Raw genomic sequence first — 12,639 nt, 5'->3', positions numbered from 1 at the left:
ATAGGCCTCTTTTCAGGAGGATTTGAACCTGATCTGTAGGCAGTTAGCAACTAGATTGTACGATTGCGGTATGACTAAACATAGACTCTTGTTGGTAGACGGCTCTAGCTACCTCTATCGCGCCTTTCATGCCATGCCAGACCTCAGAAATGGGGCAGGAGACCCAACGGGGGCAATCTATGGAATGGTCAATATGATGCGCCGGGCTCGCTCGGAACTCAAAGCTGACCACATTGCCTGTGTTTTTGATGCCAAAGGCAAGACTTTCCGAGATGAAATGTACTCTGAGTACAAGGCGCATCGCTCTCCTATGCCGGAAGATTTGGTCAAACAGATTGAGCCGATCCACGCCATGGTGAAGGCCTTAGGTTGGCCAGTGCTGATGGTTTCTGGGGTTGAGGCCGATGATGTGATTGGTACTTTGGCTTGCCAGGCTACCCAAGCTGGCTGGGAAACCATTATTTCTACTGGTGACAAGGATTTGGCTCAGTTAGTCAATTCTTCCGTAACGCTGATTAATACGATGACCGATGAAAAGTTGGACATCGATGGGGTGATTGCAAAATTTGGCGTACCTCCAGAGCGCATCGTCGATTACCTTTCGATCATTGGCGATACGGTTGACAACGTACCGGGCGTTCCGAAAGCGGGTCCTAAAACAGCGAATAAATGGTTGGCAGAGTTTGGTGACTTAGACAACTTGATGGCAAATGCTTATCAGGTGAAGGGTGTTGTGGGTGAGAATCTTCGAAACAGTTTGCAGTGGCTTCCGCAGGCTCGTCAGCTCATTACTGTCAAAACAGATTGCGATTTATCTCCTCACCTTCCAGGCTTGGATGATCTGCATGCAAAACCAGAGGATGCACCACTCTTACGTGAGTTGTTTGAGCGTTACGCATTTAAGACTTGGTTGCGTGATGTAGAGAAGCAGTTGTGTGGAGTAGCGCCTGAAACTGTCAGTAACTTTGATTTGGCTGGAAGTCCTATCAAAAATATTGCCGAAGAAAATGTAAAAGCAGCGGCTAAGAAATTTGGCCCTACCGCTACGGAAGCAACAACCGCCTTATCGCAAGAAACTACCGATCTACAAGGTGCGATAGCTAAGCACTATGAATGCGTTGTTGATGAAGTGGCATTAGATCGTTGGATTAAAAAGATTGAAGGCGCCGATCTCACTGCGGTTGATACTGAGACTACTAGCTTGGATGCGCTGGCTGCCGAGCTTGTCGGTATCTCGCTTTGCGTTACTCCTGGAGAAGCATGCTACATCCCTGTAGCGCACCGTAACGGAGAAACTCAACTCAGTCGTGAACTAGTTTTAGCGCGCATGAAGCCCTGGCTAGAAAGCGCTACCCATCTGAAGGTGGGTCAAAACCTGAAGTACGACAGCCATATTTTTGCGAACTATGACATTACTTTGCAGGGCATTGTGTTTGACACCATGCTGGAGTCTTATGTGCTTGAGTCACACATGCCACACAATATGGATAACTTAGCTGAGCGACATCTCGGCATGAAGACCATTAAGTATGAAGAAGTGTGCGGTAAGGGCGTGCATCAGATTGGCTTTGATCAAGTAGATCTCAAGATCGCCACTGACTACGCCGCAGAAGATGCTGACATTACCTTGCGCTTGCATCAAGTGCTGTGGCCGCAAATCCAAGCAAGCCAAGGCCTCCTATACGTTTATGAAAATATTGAGATGCCAGCTATGCGTGTATTGGGCATCATGGAGCGTAATGGGATTCGGATTGACTCTGGACTACTGTCTAAGCAGGGTCAAGAGGTCGGCAAACGTCTGCTTGCATTGGAGGGTGAGATTCATCAGCTGGCTGGGCAACCCTTCAATATTCAGTCGCCTAAACAGATTGCAGAAATTTTATTTGGGCAGCTAGAGCTTCCGGTGATTAAGAAGACGCCGTCGGGCGCACCATCGACCGATGAAGAAGTTCTACAGAAGTTGGCTGAAGACTATCCTTTGCCTGCGCGAATTCTGGACTATCGCAGTCTTGCTAAGTTGATGTCGACCTATATCGAGAAGCTGCCCCGTATGGCAGACCCTAAAACAGGGCGCGTGCATACGAGTTTTTCTCAAGCGACTGCAGTGACAGGGCGTTTGGCTTCAAGCGATCCGAACTTGCAAAATATTCCTGTGCGGACAGAGGAGGGTCGTCGTATTCGTGAAGCATTTATTCCGGCTGAAGGTTGCAAGTTACTCTCTGCTGACTACTCTCAAATTGAATTGCGCATCATGGCGCATATTGCCGAAGATGAAAATCTATTGGCTGCATTTGCTGCTGGTAAAGACGTGCACCAAGCAACTGCCGCTGAGATTTTTGGTGTGCCGCTCGAGAGTGTCAACTCGGAGCAGCGTCGCTATGCCAAGGTGATTAACTTTGGCCTGATCTACGGCATGAGTGCTTTTGGTTTGGCGGGTAACTTGGGTATTGAGCGCTCAGCAGCCCAGAGCTACATTGCCAAGTACTTTGATCGCTACCCAGGGGTGGCTCAATATATGGAGCGCACCCGCTTGGAGGCCAGAGAGAATGGCTATGTCGAGACAGTCTTTGGCAGACGCCTATGGCTGCCCGAGATTAAGGGTTCAAATGGTCCTCGTCGCCAAGGTGCGGAGCGGGCTGCGATTAATGCCCCCATGCAAGGAACGGCGGCTGACCTGATTAAATTGGCTATGGTGGCAGTCGAAAATTGGCTAGAAAAAGAGGGTCTTAAGACCCGTATGCTGCTCCAGGTTCATGATGAATTGGTATTTGACGTACCCTTGGACGAATTGGAGCTCTTGCAGGCAAAGCTACCCGATTTAATGTGTAAGGTGGCTGAACTGAAGGTTCCTTTGGTAGTTGGTATTGGGATTGGCGATAATTGGGAAGAAGCGCACTAAATCAGGAGACTAAGAGATGACAACAAAAAAAGATCAGGGTTCAAATATGGTGTCCAGCGATAGAAGAGGTTTTATGAAAGCTTCTGCTATTACAGCAACCACCATGGGAATTGGTTTTGTAGCTGCTTCAGAGCCGGTCATGGCGCAGGCAATCGAAACGGATTTCAAGGGCATTAAAGCGGGTGAGCAAATGATTCCAGTTGGCAGCTTTCAAATGCCAGCCTATATTTCTCGTCCAGAAAAAGCCAAAGGTAATTTACCGATAGTGATCGTCGCTAGTGAAATTTTTGGTGTGCATGAATATATCGCAGACGTCACTAGACGCTTTGCTAAATTGGGTTACATGGCTATTGCTCCGGAATTCTTTACACGCGCGGGCGATCCGAACACCTACGGCACTGTTGCTGAGATTCAAAAAAATATTGTTGCCCCAACTGCGGATGCTCAAGTTCTCAATGACTTGCAGGCGGCCATTCAGTGGGCTGGTAAAAATGGTGGAGACCTTAAGAAGGTTGGCGTTACTGGCTTCTGTTGGGGTGGCCGCATTACTTGGTTATCGGCGACACTGCCTCAAGTTAAGGCTGGTGTAGCGTGGTACGGTCGCGTCATTGGTGAGAAAACTGAAGGTAACCCGCGTCATCCGGTGGATATTGCTGCTGAGCTGAAGGCTCCAGTTCTGGGCTTGTATGGCGGTGCTGATACCGGTATTTCTTTAGAGAGCGTCGAGCAAATGCGTGCAGCACTTGCAAAGGCAGCTCCAAAAAATCCAGCAGCTAAAGCTTCCCGCTTTGAAATCTACCCTGATGCGCCCCATGCCTTCCATGCTGACTATCGCGCCACTTATCGCGAAGGGCCTGCTAAAGATGGCTGGGAAAAATGTATCGCCTGGTTTAAACAAAACGGGGTTGCTTAATCTTCATGTCAGTACTGCAAAGCATTTTGTTGGTAACAGCGCTTGCGGGAACCGTTAGCGTTCTGGTTGCTGCAAGCTTTTCTTTGGCTTTTCTGTCAAAGATGGTTCATAGCATGGTGAGTGTGTCGGTAGGTATCTTGCTGGCCACCGCCTTGCTACATTCCTTGCCTGAGGCATTCACGATGCCGGGCGTCAACCCCCAACTGCTATTTGCAACCTTACTTGCAGGCCTCTTAGGATTTTTCTTGCTGGAGAAAATTGCATTACTACGTCACAGCCATCATCACGAAGGTGATGGCCATGGCCATCACCATGGCCATGATGCGGAAGTGGCAGGTCGCAGCGGTTGGATGATTTTGGTTGGTGATGGTTTGCATAATTTTGTTGATGGGGTTTTGATTGCTGCTGCGTTCATGGCTGATTACCAGGTGGGCATCTTTACTGCAATCGCCATCATTGCTCATGAGATCCCGCAGGAGATTGGTGATTTCATCGTATTGCTGAATGCCGGATTCACTCGCACTCGTGCATTAATGTACAACCTGATTTGTGGTTTATCTGCAGTGATAGGTGGGGTATTGGCGTACTTCTTCTTGGAGAAGGCGCATGCGGCAATGCCTTATTTGCTGGTGATTGCTGCAAGTAGTTTTATCTATATTGCTGTGAGTGATCTCATTCCGCAAATGCATCGCCGCCCACATTGGGTTGAGTCTTTACGTCAAACAATCTTGATTGCTTGTGGTGTTGGCTTCGTAATCTTGCTTTCGCTTTTGCATTAAAGCGCAACTGGCCGACTTGGATCGGCACACCATTCACTCCAGCTACCCGCATACAGACGTGAGCCTTTGAGGCCAGCGATTTCCATGGCTAGCAAGTTATGACAGGCCGTGACTCCAGAGCCACATTGATGAATTACTTCAGAGGCTTTGGTTGAGCCCAAGAGGCCTACAAAGTCTTTGTACAGTTGTTCTGGGTCCTTGAAACTTTTTCTGGAAAGATTTTCTCTGAAGCAATAATTAATCGCATTAGGGATATGTCCGCCAACAGGATCTAAGGTTTCATTTTGTCCATGGAAGCGATCATTTGCACGAGCATCAACCACGACATTCATTTTGGCCTGTAGGTTATGCACAACCTCTTCTACTGTCACTAAGCCAACATAAGGCATTGTGGGTACTGGTGTTGTTGTGGATTTAGCTTCACGCGGTATGGTGCCAATCGGGCCATTCCAAGCATCTAAGCCACCATCTAAGACTTGCACATTCGCATGACCAGTGGCTTTGAGCATCCACCATAAGCGACTAGCGTATACGGAGCCCTGATTGTCATAGGCAATCACTAAAGTATTGGGGTCAATGCCTAAGCGGGATTTGGTTTGCGCCCAAGCCTCAGGACTAGGTAGTGGGTGACGTCCATTCTTACCTGTTTTTGCACCGGATAAATCGTGGTCTAGGTCGACATATAGTGCGCCAGGAATATGACCTTCTAGGTAAGATTTTTTGCCTGCCAGCGGATCTACGAGATCAAAGCGACAGTCGCAGACTAAAACATTTTCGCCGCTGTTGATGATTTCTTCTAACTGATTTGCAGTAATGAGAGGCGTCATGATGGCTTCCTGTTTAGAGCGAGTGAGTGTTGTTGAATTATGCGCCTTTGTAACTCATGGCGCGACGGTACCATTCATGGAAATGTTGCATGCCGTCTTCCATTGGGCTTTGGTAGGGGCCCACTTCATTTTGACCGCGAGCCAGCAGGGCGGCACGACCAGCATCCATGCGCTCTGCAATTTCATCATCTTCAATGCAGGTTTCCATATAGGCTGCACGTTCTGCTTCTACGAACTCGCGTTCAAAAAGGGCGATCTCTTCTGGGTAATAAAACTCGACGATGTTGCGTGTCTTGTTTGGACCCATTGGGTGTAATGTTGAAACGCACAAAACGCCTGGGTACCACTCCACCATAACGTTGGGATAGTAGGTAAGCCAAATGGCACCATGGCGCGGCGTCTTGCCCTCATGGTGGCGCAATACCGCTTCATGCCACTTTTGATAAACCGGTGAGCCAGGTTTCTCTAGGTTCTTGTGGATGCCAACAGTTTGTACGCTGTGCCAGTCACCAAATTCCCAACGCAAGTCTTCGCAAGAAACAAACTTACCCAAGCCAGGGTGAAATGGAGCAACGTGATAGTCCTCTAGGTAGACCTCAATAAAAGTCTTCCAGTTGTAATTACATTCGTGGACTTCAACATGATCCAGAACGTAACCTTCAAAGTTGAGGTCATCAGCAACGCCGAGTTTGGCAAGATCGGTACGCACATCACGTGGACCTTCAAACAAGAGCCCTTGCCAATTTTGTAAAGGGGATTTGCCTAGATTGAGACAAGGCTTATCTTCAAAGTGCGGTGCACCCATGAGTTGACCATTTAAATCGTAGGTCCAGCGATGCAAGGGGCAAACAATATTGTCCGCCTTGCCTTTGCCATTGAGCATGAGTGCTTGACGATGACGGCAGACATTGGAAAGGAGTTCAACGCCTTGGGCATTACGAACTAGTAGGCGACCTTCGTTTTCTGAGGTCAAGGTTTGGTAAGAGCCAACTTCAGGAACCATGAGTTCGTGACCAACATAGCCTGGACCCTGCTTAAAAAGCAGTTCAATTTCACGCTGATAGAGATCAACGTCAAAATAGGCCGAAACCGGCAGTTGTAAATTGGACGGCGCAAGCTGCTGCGCGGTAGCCAGATTAGTCATTCTCCCCACCCCCGAAAACGTCAGCCGAAGCTAAGCGGAATAACCAATCCAACTATCGACGGATCGATATTGGAAAGGAAGGAGGGGATTATACCCATCTGACCCCCATCTCGCTTTAATATGTAGGGCTATATCTGTAAGAAATTTGAAGGAAATAAGCCAATGCCAGCAAAGAAATCTGAGGGTCAGAAACCCGGACTTGAGGTTCAAATCGACCCCAACTTGCGTTATGAGCAGGCTGTAAAGGAGCTAGAAAAGCTCATTTCTGACATGGAGTCTGGCAAATTCTCCCTGGAGGAAACACTTTTGGCCTATCAGCGTGGTGCAGCACTTCTCAAACATTGTCAGGCCATGCTTGCTCAAGTTGAGCAGCAAGTACGTGTATTTGAAGCTTAAGCTGCACTGAGATTTGACCTTCATGAACAGCGCACTTTCATTTGAGGATTGGGTTCGGGCTCACGGGCAGCGAACTGAATTGGCTTTAGAGGGCTTGCTTGATTCCGCCAATACCAACCCTGCGCGTTTGCATGAAGCCATGCGTTACGCCGCCCAAGGTGGCGGCAAACGTATTCGTCCTTTATTGGTGTATGCCGCTGGCGCCTTGAGTGACGATACCAATCCAAATGCATTAGATGCTGCTGCCGTAGCGATTGAATGTGTTCATGCCTATTCATTGGTGCACGACGATTTGCCTTGCATGGATGACGACGATTTGCGCCGTGGTCGACCTACGGTGCATAAGGCTTTTGATGAAGCGACTGCTTTATTGGTTGGTGATGCATTACAAACCCGCGCATTTGAAGTCTTGGCAAACGCACAGTGCGATGCCGATATTCGCCTAGCCATGATTAGTGCATTAGCTAGTGCATCTGGTTCACGTGGCATGGCTGGTGGCCAAGCGATCGATCTGGATAGCGTGGGTAAGAAACTAGATCTTGCCGGCTTAAAGCAAATGCATGCGATGAAAACCGGTGCCCTGCTTTCTTGTTCAGTGCAGATGGGCGGCATTGCTGCCAAACTGAGTCCAGGTCAAATGCAGCATCTTCAAAACTACGCCCAAGCCTTGGGCTTAGCTTTTCAAATTGTGGATGATGTGCTCGATGCCACTGCAGATAGTCAAACTCTTGGTAAAACTGCCGGGAAAGATGCTGCGAACGACAAGCCGACCTATGTGACCTTGATGGGTTTAGACTATGCACTGAAAGCAGCAAAAGATTTGCAAGAAACCGCAATTGCTAGCTTAGAGAGTTTTGGCACTAAAGCCCAAGCCCTGAAAGATTTGGCTCTGTTGGTAGTTAATAGAGGCAAATAAGATTACTGAAGATTTGATGACTTTAAATTCTATTCACTCCCCTGCAGATTTAAAAAAACTTCCTCGTGAGCAGCTTCCTGCGCTCGCAGATGAGTTGCGCCAGTTTGTATTGGATTCTGTTTCAAAAACAGGTGGACATCTTTCCTCTAATTTAGGTACGGTAGAGTTATCGATTGCTTTGCATTATGTTTTTGATACGCCGGCAGATCGAATTGTGTGGGATGTGGGTCATCAAAGTTATCCGCACAAAATTTTGACTGGTCGTCGTGAGCGCATGAATACCCTGCGTCAGTTCGATGGTTTGTCTGGTTTTCCACGTCGTGCTGAAAGTGAATACGATGCCTTTGGTACTGGTCACTCCTCTACGAGTATTTCTGCAGCCATGGGCATGGCGCGCGCTTTTCAAACCAAGGGCGAGAAACAAGTTGCTGTTGCAGTGATTGGTGATAGCGCGATGACTGGCGGCATGGCATTTGAAGCCATGAACAATGCCGGTGTGTATGACGACTTGCCATTAGTAGTCATTCTGAATGACAACGACATGTCGATTTCACCTGCAGTGGGCGCGCTCAATCGACATCTTGCTAGATTATTGAGTGGCAATATTTACTCGGCTACCAAGAAGGGTATCGATAGTGTTTTATCCATTGCGCCTCCTTTGCGTGAGTTTGCAAAACGCTTGGAAGATCATGCCAAGGGTATGGTCTCACCATCAACCATTTTTCAAGAGTTTGGCTTTAACTACTTTGGGCCAATTGATGGCCACGATTTGGATGCTCTGATTCCGATGCTGCAAAACGTGCGTCGCTTGGCGCTCGAGGGTCGTGGCCCACAGTTTTTACACGTAGTGACGCGCAAAGGTCAGGGTTATGAGTTAGCTGAAGCGGACCCAGTTCTGTATCACGGCCCTAGCAAATTCAACCCAGAAGAGGGTGTGAAGAAGTCCGCTACGCCTTCTCAAAAAACCTTTACACAAGTCTTTGGTGAGTGGTTGTGCGATATGGCGCACGCCGATCCATTATTAATTGGTATCACGCCAGCAATGCGCGAAGGTTCTGGCCTTGTCGAGTTTGAGCAGAATTTCCCGAAACGTTATTACGACGTCGGTATTGCAGAACAGCATGCGGTGACTTTTGCTGCCGGTATGGCATGCGAAGGTATGAAGCCCGTCGTGGCAATCTACTCAACTTTCTTGCAGCGTGCTTACGATCAATTGATTCATGATGTGGCCATTCAGGATTTGCCGGTGCTGTTTGCATTGGATCGCGCTGGTTTGGTTGGCGCAGATGGTGCGACGCATGCCGGCGCGTATGACATTCCATTCTTGCGTTGCATTCCGAATATGTTGGTATTGACTCCAGCAGATGAAGCAGAGTGCCGTGATTTGTTGACAACCGCTTTTCATCAGCCACACCCAAGCGCAGTTCGATACCCGCGTGGCGCTGGTGTTGGAACCACTCCTTCAAAAGAATTGCGTACCGTGCCATTAGGTAAAGGTGAATTACGTCGCAAGTCCAATGCCCCTGCCGGTCAGCGTATCGCGATTTTGGCTTTTGGCACTTTGCTCTACCCAGCGCTCGAGGTTGCTGAGCAAATCGATGCCTCTGTTGCCAATATGCGTTTTGTGAAACCATTGGATCTAGAACTACTTAAATCTTTGGCGCAAGATCATGATTATTTTGTGACGATTGAGGATGGCGTGATTCAGGGCGGTGCTGGAAGTGCGTGCTTAGAGGCACTTTCTGCCATGGGCATCAACAAACCCCTATTGCAATTAGGTCTTCCAGATGCATTCGTAGAGCATGGTGATTACAAACTCTTGATGAGCAAATGTGGGCTTGATTCTGAGGGTATTACCAAGGCTATTTCCCAACGTTTTCCAGTAAAAACCGCTACAAATCCTGTGGCCGCAGGCAAATAAGTCATTTTTGCCTGAAAATAGAGCCATGAACGACATCAACACCGCCTTTCTCAAACCGCAAACCATGCCGGACATTCAGTCTTCGCATGATGAGCGTGCCTTACCAATTGAGCAGGTGGGGATTCGTGGATTGCGTCATCCATTAACTATTCGCACTCAGACTGGTGTCATGCCAGCTGTTGGTAATTTCGAAATGGATGTGGCTTTACCGGCGCACGTGAAGGGCACACACATGTCCCGTTTCATTGCGCTTTTGCAAAAACATATTGAACCAATTGATAGTGCATCTGTGGTTGCCATGGTGCGTGAGATGTTGCCTTTATTGAATGCAACAGAAGGTCGCATTCAATTTACGTATACCCATTTTGTGAAAAAAGCCGCACCTGTATCCGGTGTTGAAAGCTTGATGGATTACGAAGTGACTTGGACAGCGAAGGCAAAACACAATGCGGCTGGCGCAATCGATGTTGAATTAACGCTTCGTGCTTTAGTTCCAGTGATGAGTTTGTGCCCTTGTTCTAAAGAGATTTCTGAGTACGGTGCACACAATCAACGTTCACATGTCACGATGTCTGTTGAGCTGGATTCGCAGACCAAAATGACGGTAGAAGATTTGGTTGCAGCCGCCGAGAGCCAAGCCTCTAGTGAGTTGTGGGGCTTACTCAAGCGCCCTGACGAGAAGTGGGTGACTGAGCGCGCTTATGACAACCCTAAGTTTGTAGAAGACTTGGTGCGTGATGTGGCTGGTCAACTGAAAGATGATGATCGTATTTTGTCTTTAGTAGTTGAGGCTGAGAACTTTGAGTCTATTCACAACCACAGCGCCTACGCCAAAATTAGTCTCACTAAGTAAGCAGCACTAAAACGATTTTTACTTACGCGAGATTATTGCTTGCCAAATCCCAGCGGGGTTTGATATCAAAAGCACCCGAAGTCGTTGAGCCATTATTTTCTGCCAACATGCGCAGTGCACCAGCAAATGCAATCATGACACCGTTATCAGTGCAGAGATCTACTGGTGGGTAGTGCACTTCAAAGCGATTCTTTTTAGCGCTGGCATTGAGAGCTGTGCGTAATTGCAAATTCGCTCCTACGCCACCAGCTAGAACCACATGTTTGCAGCCCGTTTGCTTGAGCGCTTTCTCTGATTTGCTAACTAAGACCGCCACTAAGGACTCGACAAAGCTACGCGCCAGATCCGCATGAAATGTTGCAATCTCAGTAGGATCTGTAATTCCGAGTACCTCAAACTTTTTGACTTGATTGAGAACGGCAGTTTTGAGTCCCGAGAAAGAAAAATCTAAATCCCCTGAGTGCAACATTGGTTTGGGCAGATCAAAACGTCCAGATTGCCCCTTTTCTGCCAGCTTGGAGATGGCAGCACCCCCAGGGTAGTCCAAACCTAATAATTTGGCCGTTTTATCAAAGGCTTCGCCAGCAGCATCGTCCAAGGTTTCGCCTAGAAGTTGGTATTTACCAACCCCGCTGACCAGCATCAGCTGGGTATGCCCACCTGAGACTAGGAGGGCAATAAAGGGGAATTCCGGTACGGAAACCCCTAAAAGTGGGGAAAGTAGGTGTCCTTCAAGGTGATGTACCCCAATCGAGGGTAGATTGAGGCCTTGGGCTAAGGATTTGGCAAAAGCGCTACCAACGAGCAGGGCGCCTGCTAATCCTGGGCCCTGGGTGTAGGCCACAGCATCCAGATCCTTTAATTTGAGCCCGGCTTCATGCAATGCATCGTCTAAAAGGGGTAAAACCCGCCTAATATGGTCTCTAGAGGCCAATTCTGGGACTACACCCCCATAGTCCCGGTGCATGGCAATTTGGGAGTGCAAAGCCTGTCCTAGGATGCCCTGATGGGCTGGGGCACGGTTTTCCCAAGGGGAGGTGTCGTATAGGGCCACCCCGGTCTCGTCACAAGAAGTTTCTATGCCTAAAACAATCATTTTTTTGCTTGGTCGTGCTAGAATCGCGTTTCAGTTAATTTTTCGATATTTTTCGAGCATATACGAGTTAAACAAGTATGACTACAGTCCGCCTCCGTGAGAACGAACCTTTTGAAGTGGCATTGCGCCGTTTCAAGCGCACCATTGAAAAGAATGGCCTTTTGACAGACTTGCGTGCCCGCGAGTTCTACGAGAAGCCAACGGCTGAACGTAAGCGCAAGAAGGCCGCTGCTGCTAAACGCCATTACAAGCGTATTCGCAGCCAGATGTTGCCTAAAAAGCTTTACTAATCGAATTTAAAAGCTCTCCTCACCGAGAGGCTTTGAAACCCGCTGACGGTGAAACGCAGCGGGTTTTTGCTTTTGAATCACCAGTAATTATTAGATACTGAATACCGGGAAAAATGCCATGAGTCTGAAAGATCAAATCACCGAAGATATGAAAAACGCGATGCGTGCAAAAGAAGTGGCACGTCTTGGAACTATTCGCCTTTTATTGGCCGCCATCAAACAGCGTGAAGTAGATGATCGTATTGTGATGGATGATGCGAGCGTGATTGCTACCGTTGAGAAGATGATCAAGCAACGTAAAGATTCGATCTCTCAATTTGAAAAAGCCAATCGCGATGATTTGGTTGCAATTGAAGCTGCAGAGATGGCTATTCTGCAAGACTACTTACCTGCACAATTATCTGATGCAGAATTAGAGGCGGCTGTAGCTGCAGCGGTTGCATCGACTGGCGCTGCTGGTCCACAAGATATGGGTAAAGTCATTGGCGTTCTGAAAGGTCAGTTGGCTGGTAAGGCTGATATGGGTAAAGTTTCTGGTTTAGTCAAAGCTGCGCTTGCGAAGTAAATTCAAAATAAGCTAACACTCAACACTTAAAAACACAGCC

At 48.1% G+C, this 12,639-nt stretch carries 12 protein-coding genes; 9 read left to right on the top strand and 3 right to left on the bottom strand.

Annotated elements, in window-relative coordinates; genetic code table 11:
- Positions 1 to 70: 70 nt before the first annotated feature.
- From polA to AOC19_RS07550, 3 genes are read left to right on the top strand one after another with little or no spacing between them, the layout of a single operon-like run.
- Positions 71 to 2,899 (top strand): DNA polymerase I, encoded by a 2,829-nt coding sequence (polA, locus tag AOC19_RS07560; RefSeq protein WP_215375552.1) that lies wholly within the window; start codon positions 71 to 73, stop codon positions 2,897 to 2,899.
- A 16-nt stretch (positions 2,900 to 2,915) separates the two neighbouring features.
- Positions 2,916 to 3,812, top strand: coding sequence for a dienelactone hydrolase family protein (locus tag AOC19_RS07555; protein ID WP_215375549.1), 897 nt, complete (start codon positions 2,916 to 2,918; stop codon positions 3,810 to 3,812).
- A 5-nt stretch (positions 3,813 to 3,817) separates the two neighbouring features.
- Positions 3,818 to 4,591: a ZIP family metal transporter gene (locus tag AOC19_RS07550; protein WP_215375546.1), complete on the top strand. Its 774-nt coding sequence runs from the start codon at positions 3,818 to 3,820 to the stop codon at positions 4,589 to 4,591.
- On the opposite strand, the gene AOC19_RS07545 is transcribed toward AOC19_RS07550, so the two are convergent.
- A complete protein-coding gene (locus tag AOC19_RS07545; protein ID WP_215375543.1) occupies positions 4,588 to 5,418 on the bottom strand; it encodes a sulfurtransferase in 831 nt (276 codons plus the stop codon). The genes AOC19_RS07550 and AOC19_RS07545 overlap by 4 nt on opposite strands.
- A 37-nt stretch (positions 5,419 to 5,455) precedes the next feature.
- Complete coding sequence (locus tag AOC19_RS07540; protein ID WP_215375540.1) at positions 5,456 to 6,562, bottom strand: aromatic ring-hydroxylating oxygenase subunit alpha; 1,107 nt, start codon at positions 6,560 to 6,562, stop codon at positions 5,456 to 5,458.
- Between the two features lie 162 nt (positions 6,563 to 6,724).
- On the opposite strand from AOC19_RS07540, the gene xseB reads away from it, so the two are divergent.
- Genes xseB through folE2 form a run of 4 tightly spaced genes read left to right on the top strand, consistent with a single transcriptional unit; the run spans position 6,725 to position 10,648 of the window.
- Positions 6,725 to 6,958 (top strand): exodeoxyribonuclease VII small subunit, encoded by a 234-nt coding sequence (xseB, locus tag AOC19_RS07535; RefSeq protein WP_015421852.1) that lies wholly within the window; start codon positions 6,725 to 6,727, stop codon positions 6,956 to 6,958.
- A 22-nt stretch (positions 6,959 to 6,980) separates the two neighbouring features.
- Positions 6,981 to 7,874, top strand: a complete 894-nt coding sequence (locus AOC19_RS07530; RefSeq protein ID WP_215375537.1) for a polyprenyl synthetase family protein — start codon at positions 6,981 to 6,983, stop codon at positions 7,872 to 7,874.
- A 16-nt stretch (positions 7,875 to 7,890) separates the two neighbouring features.
- Positions 7,891 to 9,795 (top strand): 1-deoxy-D-xylulose-5-phosphate synthase, encoded by a 1,905-nt coding sequence (dxs, locus tag AOC19_RS07525; RefSeq protein ID WP_215375534.1) that lies wholly within the window; start codon positions 7,891 to 7,893, stop codon positions 9,793 to 9,795.
- Positions 9,796 to 9,820: 25 nt separating this feature from the next.
- Positions 9,821 to 10,648 (top strand): GTP cyclohydrolase FolE2, encoded by an 828-nt coding sequence (gene folE2 / locus AOC19_RS07520; RefSeq protein ID WP_215375532.1) that lies wholly within the window; start codon positions 9,821 to 9,823, stop codon positions 10,646 to 10,648.
- Between the two features lie 22 nt (positions 10,649 to 10,670).
- On the opposite strand, the gene tsaD is transcribed toward folE2, so the two are convergent.
- A complete protein-coding gene (gene tsaD, locus AOC19_RS07515) occupies positions 10,671 to 11,744 on the bottom strand; it encodes a tRNA (adenosine(37)-N6)-threonylcarbamoyltransferase complex transferase subunit TsaD (RefSeq protein ID WP_215375530.1) in 1,074 nt (357 codons plus the stop codon).
- 77 nt (positions 11,745 to 11,821) lie between these two features.
- Here tsaD and rpsU point away from each other — a divergent pair, with 77 nt between their 5' ends.
- Entirely contained in the window at positions 11,822 to 12,034 is a 213-nt protein-coding gene (gene rpsU / locus AOC19_RS07510; RefSeq protein WP_011903537.1) for a 30S ribosomal protein S21, read from the top strand.
- Positions 12,035 to 12,152: 118 nt separating this feature from the next.
- Positions 12,153 to 12,599, top strand: coding sequence for a GatB/YqeY domain-containing protein (locus tag AOC19_RS07505; RefSeq protein WP_215375527.1), 447 nt, complete (start codon positions 12,153 to 12,155; stop codon positions 12,597 to 12,599).
- Positions 12,600 to 12,639 lie beyond the last annotated feature (40 nt).

Source organism: Polynucleobacter asymbioticus, assembly GCF_018687575.1.
Taxonomy (GTDB): Bacteria; Pseudomonadota; Gammaproteobacteria; order Burkholderiales; family Burkholderiaceae; genus Polynucleobacter; species Polynucleobacter asymbioticus_C.
Note: the sequence above shows the minus strand (reverse complement) of the source record. Positions and strands in the feature narration are given on the sequence as shown.